Genomic DNA, 15846 nt, shown 5'->3' on the forward strand with positions numbered 1-15846 from the left:
CGGGCTTTTTTCCGGCCTTGATGATTACCTTACCACGATGAAAAAACGGCCTAATCCATCGGTTTAACGCCTCACGCACAGCCTGATTTCCTCGAAATGATCAATGATATAATCGGCTCGGGCGGCCTGCAATTCCTCCCTGTTGCCGTTACCATAGGTGACGCCACAGGTCATTGTACCTGCATTGCGCCCCATGAGTATGTCGAATTTCGTGTCACCCACGACCAAAGCCTCAGCCGGTTGCAAACCAAACCGACGCAAGGTTTTCAGCACAGGTTCAGCATCGGGCTTCGCTTTCTCCACGTCGTCGGCCCCCAAGACGAGGCTGATGAACGGCTCGAGATGCAGCTCTTCGACGAAAGCTGCCAGCGAATGGTGCCCCCGACTGCTGGCGATTGTCACCGTGAGGCCGTCATCATGCAGGGCCTTGATGGTCTCCTTGACACCCGGAAAGGCCGCAACGGCCCCACGAATATTATTGCGGTCGAAGATTACACGATAGGAATTAGCACACAATTCGGCCATTTCATCGCTCATTGGTTGCAGCATTTTGAAACACGCTTTCAGTGGAAGTCCGATGGTACGTGCGCATTCTTCCGTCGTTTTATCGGGCAGATGGCATTGCCGGAGTGTCTCTCTCATCGTGCGAACGATGAGGTCTTGCGAGTCGCCGATGGTGCCGTCGAAATCCAATATCACGATTTTTGTTTTCATCTTTCGTCTGTTTTGCCTGCGAAGATACGCAGAAAAATGCAGAAAAGGTCCACCTTGCAGTCATAAAATGGCCAAATTACCCCGGCAATGAAAGCCGCGCATGCAAGGAATATCGCTTTTAAGTGAAAATGAGGGTAGTCAGACGGTCTTCGCTCATCAGCTCCGTTGCCACTTGTTGCAGGCTTTCTGCCGTCACATTTTCAATGTGTCGGAAGAGCGAAGTGATGTCGCGTTCCCAACCATAATGCAGGAAACTCTTGCCAAAATCAAGGGCGAAGTTCTCCCGATTGTCGCAGGCTACGCCGATTTGTCCCTTGATTTGCTTCTTGGCTGCCCGCAATTGCCCCGCCGTGAGGGGCTGCCCGATGACCCGATCAAGCTCTTTGCGCACCAAACGCAGGCACTTTTTCACGTCTTTTGGGTCGCAACCGAAATACGTTCCCCACACTCCTGTGTCGCCATAACTCACCATTGAGCTCTCAACCGTGTAGACCAAGCCATGCCGTTCGCGCAAGGCAAGGTTCAAACGTGCGTTCATTCCCGGTCCACCGAGAATGTTATTGAGCAGGTAAAGCACCAATCTTCGCTCGTCATGTACCCCATATCCGCGATTACCTATCATGACATGAGCTTGATGGGTGCCATGTTTTTTTTCGATGAAATGGGGGAAATATGAAGGTAAAGGCTGCCGGAGCGTGGGCGAAATGCAGGGCTTTGCCGATGGGGAATCACTCGTTGCACGCTCCAAGAGCCGTACAAGTCGGTTGAAATTCACGTCGCCATAGAGAAAGAAAATACAGTTTTCGGGGCGGTAAAAAGCCTGCACAAAGCCGCAAGCATCGGCTGTTTTAAAGCTCCTGACACGCTCGGCTGTTCCCAAAATGTTATGCCCCAAGGGGTGACCTTCAAAGAGAATATTCTCGAATTCATCGTAGATAAGTTCGGCAGGTGAGTCATTATAACTCTCGATTTCATCGCAAATGACTTCTACTTCCTTGTCAATTTCGGTCTGAGGATAGGTACTGTGGAACACGATATCGGTCAATAAATCAACCGCCCGGGGCGTATGTTCCTTCAAAATAGCGGCATAATAAACCGTGTCTTCCTTGTTGGTAAAGGCATTCAAGTCGCCACCCACGCTCTCAAGAGCATTGCTGATGTGCCACGACCTGCGCCGCTTGGTCCCCTTGAACGCCATGTGTTCGCAGAAATGAGCCATGCCTTCGCGGCCCGGTTGCTCGTTACGTGTGCCCGCATTGACCTCATATCCGCAATAAACCACGCTCGAATCAGTGCTTTGATGAATGATGCGGAGCCCGTTGGCAAGCGTTGCTGTATTGTATTTCATGCGTGCAAAGTTACTGAAAAATTTGTATTTGCCGTTGATTTCGCGTATATTTGCAAGAGAAATCAAAGACAACCCATCATTATGCGCAAAGTAATAGGTCTCGGAGAGACCGTTCTCGACATCATTTTCAAAGGCTTCAAACCCGTCAATGCCCTTCCGGGCGGTTCTGCATTCAATGCCATTATCTCGTTGGGACGCTCAGGCATCGCCACAACCTTCATCGGTGAGGCCGGCAACGACCGCATCGGCGACTACGTGACCGACTTCCTTCGCGACAATGGAGTGGCTACCGACGGCATCAATGTCTTTCCCGACAGCAAGTCACCTTTGTCACTTGCCTTCCTTGATGCTGACAACAACGCCGACTATCTCTTCTATAAAGACCACCCGCATGACCGACTCGAGTTCACTTATCCCGAGATAAACCGCGATGATATCGTGCTTTTTGGGTCGTTCTTTGCCATCAATCCCGCCGTCAGACCGCAGGTTTCAGACTTCCTTACTTATGCCCATAAATGCGGGGCCATTCTTTATTACGACGTAAACTACAGGGCTTCGCATCGCAACGAAGTGATGAAAATCACGCCAAACCTGATAGAAAACCTCGAATTGGCAGACATTGTGCGCGGCAGTCACGAGGACTTTGAAATCCTTTACAGGCAGAATGACGCCGCAAAAGTATATCATTCAGAAATCAGCTTTTATTGTAAAAAGTTCATTTGCACGCGTGGAAAGGAACCCATTTCGGTGTATGCAGAGAACGATTTCCACAAGGATTACGAAGTCAAAAACACGAAAACGGTGAGTACTATCGGTGCGGGTGACAACTTCAATGCGGGTTTTCTCTATGGTATTATCCGCCAAAACATCACGCGAGACGACATCGATCGCGGCCTTTCCGAGGCGCAATGGGATGCCTTGACAGCCTCGGGACAGGCCTTTTCTGCTGAATGTTGCAAGGATATATATAATTATGTGAGCAAGGAGTTCGGCTTGTCTATGCAACGTTGACAGACCTTTTGGAAAGCAATCTACATGTACCTGCCGCGAAAAACAGCGATTTCATCGATGTTTTATGGCAACACGCATGATATGTTTCCGGGGCTGTCGACCTTGAAAAGGGCCTCAACTCCGAAAATAGGGCACTTTTTTCATTTCCTAACCGCAAGCGGTTTATCAAAAAATATTGGAGCATAGATAAACGAAAACAGGCCCTGTTGATTTATAAAATATTCTTGGATATTCTACGATTTCGTGGATATACCACTTGCGGTTAGGCCACTAAAGACGCGATGCTTCTCATATTGGAAATCAACAGCTTATATCCTGTATTCTAATGTCAGCCATTTTACCGCGCAATCTCACCCATTTTACACGATGAAATGGCTCATTTTGTACACCAAAATAGCTGAGATTGGAACGCAAGCTGTAAGTTATTGATTATCAAAATGAATGGAACCGAGAATGCTTTGAGCGCATGTAGGGACTTTGATTTTGAAGTTTGAACATTGAACTTTAACCTTTAGGATTTGCAGACTTTGAATATTGAAGTTTGAATATTGAACTTTAGGATTAGCAGAATGATAAGATGAATTGTTGACAAGAGGCATATAGCGACGCACGGTCCGTGCGTCAGCTCCAATAATCTTATGTTTTCGTTTACCATTTCGCTTGAACGGGCGCACGGACCGTGCGTCCCTACATGTCTGTTATGGCCGTATTACGATGTAATATTTGGCCATTTCATCGTGAAAAAGGCTGCCATTGAACGACAAAAGGCCCATTCTTGGCCCGCGAACTGCTTCTCCCTCCCTTTGGGAGGGCCGGGGTGGGTGTTCCGAATGGCTGGAGTGGGTGTCCTTTTTTATTTGCATTTCTGCACTTTTTTATGTAAGTTTGCAGGCAAAATCATTTATTGCTTATGATGACTATCGAATTCATTGCCCGCATCTTTGTGGCAGCCGTCTTGGGTGGCCTGATTGGACTCGAAAGAGAGTATAGGGAAAAGGCGGCAGGTCTGCGAACTCACTTCCTTGTTGCACTGGGTTCGGCGCTCTTTATGATTATTTCTGCATACGGATTTGAGGGCGTTTTGAAAGATGAAAACATGCGTCTTGATGTCTCACGCATAGCAGCTCAGGTGGTATCTGGCATTGGTTTCATCGGTGCAGGCACTATTATTTTCCAGAAAAATGCCGTACATGGGCTGACAACGGCAGCCGGAGTGTGGGTCACAGCGGCTATTGGTCTGGCCTGTGGTGCCGGACTTTACGTGCTATCAGTAGTTGCCACGGTGCTCGTTTTGGTTGGTATGGAGGCCTTCAACTACGTGCTTCGTCGGCTCGACCGGAGCAAAGAGGGCGGTACGGAGCATGGAAACGAGGTCGAAGATGGAAGTGAAGACGGGGCAGTTTGACATGGATAACGAATGAAACGAATGAGAATAATGAGACGAAAAGGGGGATGTCGTGATGCGCAAGGCATGTTGCGGCACACTTATGGCAAGGCATTAGCCGCTTTATGGCTGCTTTGTTCCGTCGCCATCCCGGCCTTTTCAGCCGACAAGGGAGAGACAGCACGCCGGTTGACCCGCCAAGGTTATGTCAATATTCGGCAGGAAGACCCCACGATTCATGTGAGCCTGATGTACAGCAGGGCCGATAACTTCTGCGGCGTCGTGCTCTATGACGACCTGAAAGAGGCCTTTTTGCACCCTGAAGCCATGGCGGCTCTGAAGAAAGCGCAGGCCTATCTGCAACAACTGCGCCCCGATTTGAGTCTCAAGGTCTATGATGCGGCCCGTCCGAAGAGCATTCAACAGAAGATGTGGGACAAGGTGAAGCACACGCGAAAGGCCATTTATGTGTCGAATCCTGGCCATGGTGGCGGCATGCACAACTATGGAATGGCCGTCGATATCACGCTCTGTACGCTCAAAGGCGACACGCTCGACATGGGAACCAAGATTGATTACATGGGTAAGGCGGCCCATATTGACCACGAAGATCTGCTGGTGAAGGAGAAGAAAATCAGTCGAAAGGCACGCGAAAACCGCCAATTGCTGCGCCGGGTGATGCGCCATGGCGGTTTCATGCCATTGAGAACGGAGTGGTGGCACTTCAATAAATGCTCGCGAGCCACGGCAAAACGCTATTATAAAGTAATACCGTAATTCATAATGGCTTATTCTGCAAACGTCGACTTAGAGGCTTTGCGCATAAAGAACATTGCGTTTATCAAGCAGCATCGCACGGACAACGTGCGTACATTGGCCCTTCAGGCTTCGAAATACCCGGAGGTTGACATGCCGTTTGTGCTCGAACAGATACAAGGGTGGCAGACGGCACGACGCAAACTGCCCGGTTGGGCGATGGAATGTGTGCTGTTTCCGCCGCATCTGGCCATGGAACAGTGTTCGAGTGAGGCTACAGCACGCTATAAATGTGGCATTGTCGAGCGGTTGATTTCGGCAGAGGAACGGCGGAAAGGCATGATGGCAGACCTTACGGGTGGCTTTGGTGTGGACTTTTCTTATATGGCACAGGGATTTGGAAAGGCCGTTTATGTAGAACGACAAGAGCGACTTTGCGCCGTGGCACGCCATAATTTCGACTGCTTGGGCGTGAAGAATGCCGAGGTGGTTCACGGAGATGGCATCGCCTATCTACATGGATTGCAGGAAAAAGTGACATTGCTTTATCTCGATCCGGCCCGCCGCGATGCTCATGGGAGCAAGACCTATGCCATTGAAGACTGCTCTCCTGACGTGGCAGCGCTGTCAGATAGGCTCATTGAACGGGCCAACCTCGTGTTGATAAAACTGTCTCCGATGCTCGATTGGCATGCGGCTGTGGAGCGAATGAAGCACGTTTACGAAGTACATATCGTGAGTGTCGAGGGCGAATGTAAGGAACTGCTACTCGTGATGCAGCAGAACGGAGACGAGTTACGCCTTTTTTGCGCGAACGACGACACTGTTTTTGCCTGTAATCCAAGTGAAGAAAGCGGCCGAATGCCCATGATAAACGATGTGAAAGCCGGACTTTGGCTCTACGAACCGAATGCTTCGGTGATGAAAGGTGGCTGCTTCGGAGTGCTTGCCGAGCGTTTCAAGGTGAAAGGAGTGGGCCGGAATTCTCATCTATTTGTGGCAGATGGGCCAGTAAAAGGGTTCCCGGGGCGGGGCTTCGAAATAGTGGCTGTGTCGTCAATGAACCGAAAGGAGCTGAAAGAAAAGCTTGGTGGGTTGGAGAAAGCCAACGTGACTGTGAGGAATTTCCCACTGAACGTGGCTGAATTACGCAAGCGATTGCGACTGAAAGAAGGCGGCGACGGGTATTTGTTTGCCACGATTGTGGGCGGAAACCATACCTTAATATTCTGCAAAAAACAGGGGTAAATTTGGCTTTCTGCCTGAAATTGGCTAAATTTGCAGGTTCAGAAGTAAAACGAACATACGATGTCATCAGTTGAGATAAGGAAAGTAGAGACCAAGAAAGACTTGAAAACCTTTATAGAATTCCATTACGACCTTTACAAAGGAAACGAATTCGATGCCCCCGTGCTTTATAGTGATGATGCACATGTGCTGAATCCAAAGAAGAATGCGGCCTTTGATTTCTGCGAAGCCGAATACTATCTTGCCTTTAAAAAGGGAAAACTGGTGGGTCGTGTGGCTGCCATCATCAACCATAAAGCTAACGAGAAATGGAAAACGAAGGCCGTTCGGTTCGGTTGGATTGACTTTGTTGACGACCTCGAAGTGAGCCGTGCACTCCTTGCTGCAGTCGAATTGTATGGTAAAAAGAAGGGAATGGACAAGGTGATCGGGCCACTTGGCTTCACGGATTTAGACCCGGAAGGCATGCTGGTTGAGGGCTTTGACCAGCTTGGAACAATGGCTACGATTTATAATTATCCCTATTATCCACGCCACATGGAGCAACTTGGTGGTTGGGAAAAGGACAATGACTACGTGGAATACAAGCTTATTGTGCCGAAAGAAACACCGGAAAAGTATATGAAAGTGGCGGAGATGATAGAGAAACGCTATAATCTTCACGTGCGTCCGATGACGAAAAAGGAGATATACAAGGACGGTTATGGTTACAAGGTGTTTGAAATCATCAACGAAACCTTTAAAGATCTCTATGGGTTTTCGGAACTTTCGGAAAGGCAGATTTATCAATATATCAATATGTATCTGCCGTTTAGCGACTTGAAATGGATACCGATTATCGAAGATTGGAGCGTTGAGCCCCACAAGGTCGTGGGCGTTGGCATTACGTTTCCGTCACTTTCGCGTGTATTACAAAAGCTTCATAAAGGTAGGTTGTGGCCTTTTGGTTGGTGGGATGTGCTACGTGTGTTGAAATTCCACAAGACCAAGATCGTCGATTTATTGCTAATTGGTGTTCTTCCTGAATATCGTGTGAAGGGAGCCAATGCGTTATTGTTCTCCTATCTCATTCCTATTTATCAGAAATATGGTATAGAGTGGGGGGAAACTCATGTGGAAATGGAGACCAATGACAAGGTGCAGTCGCAGTGGCAATACTTGGAAACCATCCGACATAAATACCGTCGTTGCTATCGAAAGTTGATATAAGTAGGCCCATAAGCTGATAATATACCGGAAAAGGAATGAATATGCCAGAAAAAGAAACGATAAACGAAGAAGAAAACAAGCAACAAGGACAGCCTGTTGCCTATACTGACGAAAACATCCGCCACTTGTCGGATATGGAACATGTGCGTACACGCCCCGGAATGTACATTGGTCGGTTGGGAGATGGCAATCTTCCGGAAGACGGAATCTATGTATTATTGAAGGAAGTCATTGATAATTCCATCGATGAATTCAAGATGAAGGCTGGCGACCGCATTGAGATTGAGATTGAAGATAACCTCCGTGTGAGTGTCAGAGACTATGGACGAGGCATTCCACAGGGTAAACTTGTCGAGGCAGTGAGCATGCTTAACACCGGTGGAAAATATGATTCGAAAGCCTTCAAGAAGAGTGTTGGGTTGAATGGTGTGGGCGTTAAGGCTGTCAATGCTTTGAGTTCGAGGTTTGAAGTCAAGTCGTTTCGTAATGGAAAAGTGCGTGAACTGACGTTTGAAAAAGGCGTTAAGAAGTCTGATAGCACGAAAGATACGACCGACAATGAGAATGGAACGTATATATATTTCGAACCTGACAACACACTCTTCAAGGATTACAGCTTCCATGACGATATTGTTGAGACGATGCTCCGTAATTATACATACCTCAACAGCGGTCTTACAATCATGTATAACGGTCGTCGCATCAAAAGTCGCAATGGATTGGAGGACTTATTGAATGATAATATGACGAACGATGGGCTCTATCCCATTATACATATCGTGGGAGAAGACATAGAAATTGCCTTCACGCACGCCAATCAATATGGCGAAGAGTATCATAGTTTTGTCAATGGTCAGCATACCACGCAGGGTGGCACGCATCAAAGCGCATTCAAGGAGCATATCGCCAAGACAATAAAAGAGTTTTTCAACAAGAATTATGAGTATACCGATGTGCGTAACGGTATTGTTGCAGCCATTGCGCTGAATGTTGAGGAGCCGGTGTTCGAGAGTCAGACGAAGATAAAGCTCGGTTCCACCCAAATGGCGCCCGACGGTGAGAGTATCAACAAGTACGTAGGGGATTTTATCAAGCAAAATGTCGACAACTACCTCCATATCCATGCCGATGTGGCGGAAGTGATGGAGAATAAAATCAAAGAAAGTGAGCGTGAACGCAAGGCAATGGCAGGCGTTACGAAGTTGGCTCGCGAGAGAGCAAAGAAGGCAAACCTGCATAATAGGAAGCTACGTGACTGTCGTATCCACTTCTGTGACGTCAAAAACGACCGCAAGGAAGAGAGTGCTATCTTCATTACTGAGGGAGATTCGGCCAGTGGAAGCATCACCAAGAGTCGCGATGTGAACACGCAAGCGGTCTTCTCCCTACGTGGAAAGCCCCTCAACTCATTCGGATTGACGAAGAAAGTGGTTTATGAAAACGAGGAATTCAACCTGCTTCAAGCTGCCTTGGATATTGAAGATGGCCTCGATAGTCTGCGATATAATAAGGTGATTGTAGCCACTGATGCCGACGTTGACGGCATGCATATCCGCTTATTAATCATTACTTTCTTCCTACAGTTCTTCCCCGAACTAATCAAGAAAGGGCATGTTTATGTATTGCAGACCCCACTTTTCCGCGTAAGGAACAAGCGGACGAAAATCAAGAACAAGCAAGTGATTGCCGAGGCTGATGCTCGTTTGGACAAAAAGGAAAAGCGTTCGGACTTTATTACCCGCTATTGTTATACCGAAGAAGAGCGTATCAATGCGATTAAGGAATTGGGCCCCGACCCCGAAATCACCCGATTCAAAGGATTGGGTGAAATCAGTCCGGAGGAATTCGTGCACTTTATAGGGCCTGATATGCGTCTCGAACAAGTGACACTTCATAAGAATGATCAAGTTGGAAAGCTCTTGGAGTATTACATGGGCAAGAATACCATGGAGCGACAGAACTTTATTATCGACAATCTTGTCATCGAAGAAGACCTCCCGGACGCTGATTCCGAACCCTTAGATTAACGGTTACAGACGGCAGAAAGCCATTGAAACCGTCGAAACAAAAATGAATATGAAATCAAATCCTAACCCGATGAGATGCCTATATGCCTTCCGCCAAGGGATGGTATGGGTTGTTTTCTCGTTTGCCATGTTGCCTTTGTCGCTGAAAGCACAGCGAATGAACCTTGGGAGCGATGCTCCAATCCGTAAATTGCAGATTGCCGAGATGGCCATCTCCAATCTTTACGTCGATACAGTCGATGAAAATAAACTCGTGGAAGACGGCATTCGTGGCATGATAGAGAAGCTCGACCCTCACTCTTCCTATGCAACTGCCAAGGAAACCAAGGAGATGAACGAGCCATTGCAGGGCTCATTCGAAGGCATCGGCGTGCAATTCAATATGGTACAAGACACGCTGTTGGTCATTCAACCCATTGTAAATGGCCCGTCAGAACGTGTAGGTATCCTTGCTGGCGACCGCATCGTGAGTGTCAACGACACAGCCATTGCAGGCGTAAAGATGTCGAAAGAAGAGATTATGAAGCGGCTCCGAGGGGCCAAAGGCTCTAAGGTAAGACTCGGAATCGTGCGCCGTGGCATTGCCGGTATGCTCTATTTCACGGTCACGCGCGACAAGATTCCCGTGAAGACCCTTGATGCTGCCTACATGATTCGGCCGAAAGTAGGTTATATCCGCATTGGAAGTTTCGGCCTAACCACCTATAATGAGTTCATGGAAGCGGTCAATATGCTGAAGAATAACGGCATGAAAGACCTCATACTCGACCTTGAAGAGAACGGCGGAGGCTATCTTTTGGCGGCCGTGCAGATAGCAAATGAGTTCCTAAAACGCAACGATTTGATTGTCTATACGCAAGGAAGAAGAGCTCCAAGGCAGGAACATCGTGCCGATGGAACAGGCAAATTACTCGACGGAAAGGTTGTCGTTCTCATCAATGAATACACGGCTTCGGCTGCCGAAATCGTTACCGGTTCCATTCAAGATCAGGACCGTGGTGAGGTCGTTGGGCGTCGTTCGTTCGGCAAGGGCCTTGTGCAACGCCCTATAGACTTTGCAGACGGCAGCATGATCCGCCTCACAATAGCCCATTATTATACACCTTCGGGCCGCTGTATCCAGAAACCTTATAAGAAAGGTGAGGCCCTTGACTATGCCATGGACATTGAGAAACGCTTCGAACATGGCGAACTTTACAGTGCCGACAGCATTCATTTTGCCGATTCTTTGAAGTATAAAACCTTGCGAAAGCAGCGTGTTGTCTACGGAGGAGGGGGCATTATGCCCGATTATTTCGTTCCTCTTGACACCGCACAATACACGCGGTTCCATCGCCAACTGGCTGCCCGAAGCTACATCATCAATGCAAATCTGAAGTATATCGACGTCAACCGGAAGCAACTCCGCAACCGTTTTGCCACCTTTACCGACTTCAATGCCCGCTATGAAGTGCCCGAATCGTTTGTCAATGACGTGCTCGAAGCAGCCGCAAAAGACAACATCAAGCCCAAAGATGAGCAGGAATTGCAGCAGACGTTGCCCCGTTTAAGATTGCAACTCAAAGCACTTGTGGCACGCGACCTGTGGGACATGAGTGAATATTTTCAGGTAATCAACGAAGAGAATCCCATTGTTCGGAAGGCTGTGGAGCTGTTTGAGCAAGCTGAAAGTAACCATCAAAACGCATAGTTAAAGGAGATAAAGCATGAAACATAAGGTGTTATATGCACTAATCGGTGCATTATTGGCGACAATGACGCTCTTTTCCTGCCACTCAGGTCAGCAGAATGCGCGTCAGGTTTCAGCTGCCATCGAAGACACGGCCTCGAGTAGTGAGGCCTATTTTCGCACGATTACGAAGATAGCCTACGCCAAATACCTCAAGGGAGAGACCCTTTCGAGCCTCGAATATGCCTACATTGCGCTCGGTCGTTCCATCGAAGAGCAGTCCAAAAGCTATGAAGCTATCCTGTCATTCCTTATTGGTATCAACAAAGCCAACATTGGAAAATACGACGAAGCCATGCCTTATTTCCATCGAACCATCAACATTTACAACTCCATGCCGACTGCAGCAAGTCCGTGGAATGGGCTTTATCAGAAGGTATATGCACTGCTCAACGTCGAATTGGTAATGCAGAACGCGGGTAAATATGACGAAGCTATGCGCCTATTACCCGACCTTAACCGCTCGTTCCGCCTGTTGGCTGAGTGTCCGGACACGGCATCCATGAAGGCAGGAGCCAACAGTACGTTCGGCTTTATGCCCCGTTCAGCCTTCAAATTGGCCAAATCCAGCGAGACAACCATCTTGGAATTGCAACAGAAACAACAGGAAGCTGAACTCCGAACCATGCGTATGGCGCTCATCATGGGTGGCGTTATCTTTCTCTTGTTGTGCTTTATCATCTTCCGAATCGCGCGGTATAACCGCATCATCACACGCAAGAACGCATCGGCAGTTGATACCATCAACCGACTGTTGCAGTATCGTGAGGCGTTGATGAACGAACGTAAGCAACATGAAACGGCCGAAACGCAGGCCAAAACAGCCGCCATGACCTCGGAAGAAGCCTCCCAGCAGGCTGAACAGCCGAAAGATGATGCCGACAAGCTATTGTTCCGCCGCGTCTCGGCCACCATCATGAGCAAGAAGATGTTCCTTCAACCGAAGCTGAGTCGCGAAGATGTCATCAATGAAGTGTATGTTCCGCACAACAAGTTCGCCCAACTCTTCACGCGATATGCAGGCATGAGCTTCACGAAATTCGTCAACGAACTACGTTTGGAGTATGCCGCTCAGTTGCTTCTCGACCGTCCCGACTACACCATCGAGGCCATCGGAGAAGCGTGCGGCATGCCGATTGCACAAACTTTTTATCGTAACTTCTCGGATAAATTCGGCGTTACACCCTCCGATTTCCGCATTCTTTCACAGAAAAATGCAGAAAAAAGTGCGCAAAATGAAGAAATGTGAGAACATGTGAACATTTGTGATAGCTTCTATTCTCAATGATGTTTATCTTTGCATCGAAGGTTTAAGTTTAGACTATTAAGTACTCAACTTTGTAAATTACATGAACCCGTGAGGGCAAGCGTTATTTCATTTTTCGCATTTTAATTTATTTAGAGAGTTATAAAAATCATGTTCATCTTGCTGAAGATTAGCAATTGAACTGATTTTCCTCTGCGGAGGACAGCAAAATGAACAATACGAACATGCGGCCTGATGAAGGTCGCATGTTTATTTTTGGTATTTCCCAGTCCTATACCATTCTAACGGATTGTGGTGTTAGCGCTATTGATAATCAACGACTTAACGGTCGCGTTTCAATATCAGCCATTTTGGCGTGTAAAGTGGGCCATATTGCATGCTAAAATGGGTGAGATTGCGCGGCAAAATGGGTGAGATTGCATTACCATACGGTTGATGTGAAAAACCGCTTCAAGTGATGTAGGGACGCACGGCTCGTGCGTCCGCCCAAACAATCATGTATATATACCTTCAATTCAACTCAAATGGTTGTTTTAAGGTAGAGGAACAAGTTGCCTTCAATGGACAAACCGTATCGCGATTTCGTTATCGAAAGGGCTGTGTTGGCATATAACGCCAACGCTGTCATGGGACAAGTAATGTGAAAGCAACGCCGATGGCGTTGAACTCTTGCTCGTCATTTGGCAACAGCGTTGACATTGCATGCCAACTGCCCTCTAAATAACGAAACCCCTATGGGGTTTATCCGTTAAGTTCTGTTTATTTGCTTATTATTCTCCGATATTCTTTGAAAACTGCTTCCAGTTAGGCAATGAAAATTGCGAGAATTTCAGGCTTGGAGCCCCCTCCCTTCAATGGTCTTTAGCTCCCCTTAGCTTCTCTCGTGGGGGAAAGAAATCTCAAAAGGAGGGGGATTTCTATCTCATTGCAAGCGCATTCACCCCCTCTTTGAGAGGGTTTGGCTGGGCTTTACCTCTTATTGTGCATTGATTTCTCGCAGCAAATGGTCGGCATGCCCCCATTTATCAATCATGTAGAGCATGTAACGAATGTCTACACCGATGCATCTTGCCAGTCGTTTGTCGAAGTTGATGTCGCTACTGAGGCTGTCCCAGTTGCCGTCAAAGGCCAATCCGATGAGCTGACCTTTGCCGTTGAAGATCGGAGAACCGGAGTTTCCGCCCGTGATATCGTTGTTGGTGAGGAAGCAAAGTTGCAGCTTTCCGGTCGTTTTATCAGCGTATGGACCGAATGAAGTGGCGTCCATCAGGCGATGCATCACGGGCTCTGCCTTGTAATCAAACACGCCGTTGTCGCCCCGTTTCATCTTTTCGACGAGGCTTTCTGCCGTGGTGTAATAGGTAGAATGGCCACCGAGGGTGATTCCTTCCACCTGTCCATAGGACAAACGCATCGTGAAATTGGCGTCACTATAGTGGGGCATGTCTTCTTCCATGCGCAGTTTTGCGGCGCAAAGCAGGCGTTCTTGCTCGTCGATGCTGTCGCGTGTGGCATTTAACATGCGGTTGAATTGCTCGCGCATGGCGTTGAGTTGCTCGCCATATTGCAGTCCGGCATCTTTCTTGATGGTCTGTTTGGTGACGTAAACCCGTTTGCCGTTGGTCATCAGGGCAGATGTTTCCCAAAGGTGATCAACGTATCTTTCGTAGTCACCGTGGCACTTTTTATCAATCGTTTGATAGAAAGCGGGCAGGTATTTGGCTTCAACATGCGCGCGATAGTTCTTCAACAGCGCCACTTGCACCTCCTTGTCAAGGGCTGCATCCCATTGTTTTCGGTTGTCATCAAACTTGATGTAACGCCCTTTCTTGTCCTTGATCGTCGTCTTAATGGCCTTCAACGCTCGGTCAGTCAGCTCGTTCGTGCGCAAGAAAGTCTCGTTGAAGTACATCAAAGCCTTGCGAGCTTCGAAGCGATCAGCGTAGAAACGGGCCATTTCCCCAAAGTCGAGCTGGCCTTTCAAGTAGCCCGTAGAGTCTTGCCAAGCCCGGATGAGGGTTTCATAGTGCTGCTTTTGAGCAATAAGACCAATGGAATCGATACACTTGTTCATACCGATTGAGTTCTTCCAATAGTTGGAACTTTGTGCGAATTTGGAGTCGTATTTGATGCGAACTGCCTCATCTGCGCGCATATGTTGGGCCATTATGCGTTGCTTAACTCCCCGAACTTGGGCGCGAGGTGCGTTGAGTGCGTCGCGACGTTCACGGATTCCGTAGCTCGAAAGATAGCGGCTTGTACTGCCGGGATAGCCCATTGTCATGGCAAAGTCGCCCTCTTTGTAGCCTTGAAGACTCACGGGTGCCCAGTGTTTCGGGCGATAAGGCACGTTGTCCTTGCTATATGGGGCAGGTCGATTGTCCTTGTTGGCATATATTCTGAACACACTGAAGTCGCAAGTCTGGCGCGGCCACATCCAGTTATCGGTATCTCCGCCGAACTTCCCCATTGATTTTGGCACGGCAAAAACCAGTCTCAAGTCCGTGAAGTCCTGATAGGTTGTGGCGTAATATCGGTTACCTTCGTAGAAAGCATCAATGTCTACGTGGTACGAACTGTCTTGTTTCTTGGCCTCAGATGTGTAGGCATTCTGCAAAGAATCAAGCAAAGCGTTCTGCTTTTTGCGGCTCATGGCCTCGAAACCAAGGCGCATCACGTCGGCCGTTATGTCTTTTTGGTTGATCATAAAGCTCACGAACATGTCTTTGTTTGGCAGTTCCTCCGCATAGTTTTTAGCCACAAAGCCGTTCAACATATAGTCGTGTTCAACGGTGGAGTGGCTTCTGATGGCCTCAAAACCGCAGTGGTGGTTGGTGAAAACGAGTCCGTCGGGACTGACAACCACGCCCGAACAGTAGCCTGAAAAGCTGACAACGCTGTTCTTGATGGCGTCATTATTGTTGTAAAGTGCGCCATAGGGCAACGCAAAACCCTCGCTTTTCATTTGATTAAAGACGGCTTGTGGCAGGTTATAAAGCGTCCACATGCCCTCATCGGCACGTAAAGATGAAAAGGAGAAAAGGAGAAAGGGAATGAGAACCCAAAAGAGTTTTTTCTTCATAAGAATGATTTTAGTAAATGTGGGAGCCTCCCCCAACCCCTCCAAAGGAGGGGAGAACGACTTGAATGTGA

The 15846-nt window shown here is 48.1% G+C and carries 11 protein-coding genes; 8 read left to right on the forward strand and 3 right to left on the reverse strand.

The genetic code is table 11. The annotated features are described in order from the left end of the window. Nucleotides 1-63 precede the first annotated feature (63 nt). Both H164_RS0105755 and H164_RS0105760 read right to left on the reverse strand, forming a co-directional pair. A complete protein-coding gene (locus tag H164_RS0105755) occupies nt 64-714 on the reverse strand; it encodes an HAD family hydrolase (RefSeq protein WP_019967741.1) in 651 nt (216 codons plus the stop codon). A gap of 118 nt (nt 715-832) precedes the next feature. Beyond that, entirely contained in the window at nt 833-2062 is a 1230-nt protein-coding gene (locus H164_RS0105760; protein ID WP_026356255.1) for a M16 family metallopeptidase, read from the reverse strand. An 81-nt stretch (nt 2063-2143) separates the two neighbouring features. Between H164_RS0105760 and H164_RS0105765 the strand changes: the two genes are divergently transcribed. The 8 genes from H164_RS0105765 (at nt 2144) to H164_RS0105800 (ending at nt 12675) form a co-directional block, all read left to right on the forward strand. Beyond that, on the forward strand, nt 2144-3073 hold the full coding sequence (locus H164_RS0105765; protein WP_019967743.1) for a PfkB family carbohydrate kinase: 930 nt from the start codon (nt 2144-2146) through the stop codon (nt 3071-3073). A 910-nt stretch (nt 3074-3983) separates the two neighbouring features. Next, nucleotides 3984-4478 (forward strand): MgtC/SapB family protein, encoded by a 495-nt coding sequence (locus H164_RS0105770; RefSeq protein WP_019967744.1) that lies wholly within the window; start codon nt 3984-3986, stop codon nt 4476-4478. A gap of 66 nt (nt 4479-4544) precedes the next feature. Next, nucleotides 4545-5234 carry a M15 family metallopeptidase gene (locus tag H164_RS0105775; RefSeq protein WP_025829668.1) on the forward strand — a complete coding sequence of 230 codons (690 nt, stop codon included), beginning with the start codon at nt 4545-4547 and terminating at the stop codon, nt 5232-5234. Between the two features lie 6 nt (nt 5235-5240). After that, entirely contained in the window at nt 5241-6461 is a 1221-nt protein-coding gene (locus H164_RS0105780) for a THUMP-like domain-containing protein (RefSeq protein ID WP_019967746.1), read from the forward strand. A 60-nt stretch (nt 6462-6521) separates the two neighbouring features. Continuing rightward, the gene (locus H164_RS0105785) at nt 6522-7670 is read left to right on the forward strand and encodes a hypothetical protein (protein WP_019967747.1); all 1149 of its coding nucleotides are present in this window, start codon (nt 6522-6524) and stop codon (nt 7668-7670) included. Nucleotides 7671-7711: 41 nt separating this feature from the next. Further along, nucleotides 7712-9697: a DNA topoisomerase IV subunit B gene (locus H164_RS0105790; RefSeq protein WP_025829670.1), complete on the forward strand. Its 1986-nt coding sequence runs from the start codon at nt 7712-7714 to the stop codon at nt 9695-9697. Between the two features lie 100 nt (nt 9698-9797). After that, a complete protein-coding gene (locus tag H164_RS0105795) occupies nt 9798-11387 on the forward strand; it encodes a S41 family peptidase (RefSeq protein ID WP_019967749.1) in 1590 nt (529 codons plus the stop codon). 16 nt (nt 11388-11403) lie between these two features. Next, nucleotides 11404-12675 (forward strand): helix-turn-helix transcriptional regulator, encoded by a 1272-nt coding sequence (locus H164_RS0105800; RefSeq protein WP_026356258.1) that lies wholly within the window; start codon nt 11404-11406, stop codon nt 12673-12675. Between the two features lie 994 nt (nt 12676-13669). Here H164_RS0105800 and H164_RS0105805 read toward each other — a convergent pair. After that, nucleotides 13670-15775: a S46 family peptidase gene (locus H164_RS0105805; protein ID WP_026356259.1), complete on the reverse strand. Its 2106-nt coding sequence runs from the start codon at nt 15773-15775 to the stop codon at nt 13670-13672. Between the last annotated feature and the right edge of the window lie 71 nt (nt 15776-15846).

Origin of the sequence: Segatella maculosa DSM 19339 = JCM 15638, assembly GCF_000382385.1 — a bacterium.
Lineage (GTDB): Bacteria > Bacteroidota > Bacteroidia > Bacteroidales > Bacteroidaceae > Prevotella > Prevotella maculosa.

Bases quoted from the DNA above. Each gene is read 5' to 3' on its own strand.
- H164_RS0105755 (WP_019967741.1), bottom strand. From the start codon at position 714: ATGAAAACAAAAATCGTGATATTGGATTTCGACGGCACCATCGGCGAC.
- H164_RS0105760 (WP_026356255.1), bottom strand. From the start codon at position 2,062: ATGAAATACAATACAGCAACGCTTGCCAACGGGCTCCGCATCATTCAT.
- H164_RS0105765 (WP_019967743.1), top strand. From the start codon at position 2,144: ATGCGCAAAGTAATAGGTCTCGGAGAGACCGTTCTCGACATCATTTTC.
- H164_RS0105770 (WP_019967744.1), top strand. From the start codon at position 3,984: ATGATGACTATCGAATTCATTGCCCGCATCTTTGTGGCAGCCGTCTTG.
- H164_RS0105775 (WP_025829668.1), top strand. From the start codon at position 4,545: ATGTTGCGGCACACTTATGGCAAGGCATTAGCCGCTTTATGGCTGCTT.
- H164_RS0105780 (WP_019967746.1), top strand. From the start codon at position 5,241: ATGGCTTATTCTGCAAACGTCGACTTAGAGGCTTTGCGCATAAAGAAC.
- H164_RS0105785 (WP_019967747.1), top strand. From the start codon at position 6,522: ATGTCATCAGTTGAGATAAGGAAAGTAGAGACCAAGAAAGACTTGAAA.
- H164_RS0105790 (WP_025829670.1), top strand. From the start codon at position 7,712: ATGCCAGAAAAAGAAACGATAAACGAAGAAGAAAACAAGCAACAAGGA.
- H164_RS0105795 (WP_019967749.1), top strand. From the start codon at position 9,798: ATGGTATGGGTTGTTTTCTCGTTTGCCATGTTGCCTTTGTCGCTGAAA.
- H164_RS0105800 (WP_026356258.1), top strand. From the start codon at position 11,404: ATGAAACATAAGGTGTTATATGCACTAATCGGTGCATTATTGGCGACA.
- H164_RS0105805 (WP_026356259.1), bottom strand. From the start codon at position 15,775: ATGAAGAAAAAACTCTTTTGGGTTCTCATTCCCTTTCTCCTTTTCTCC.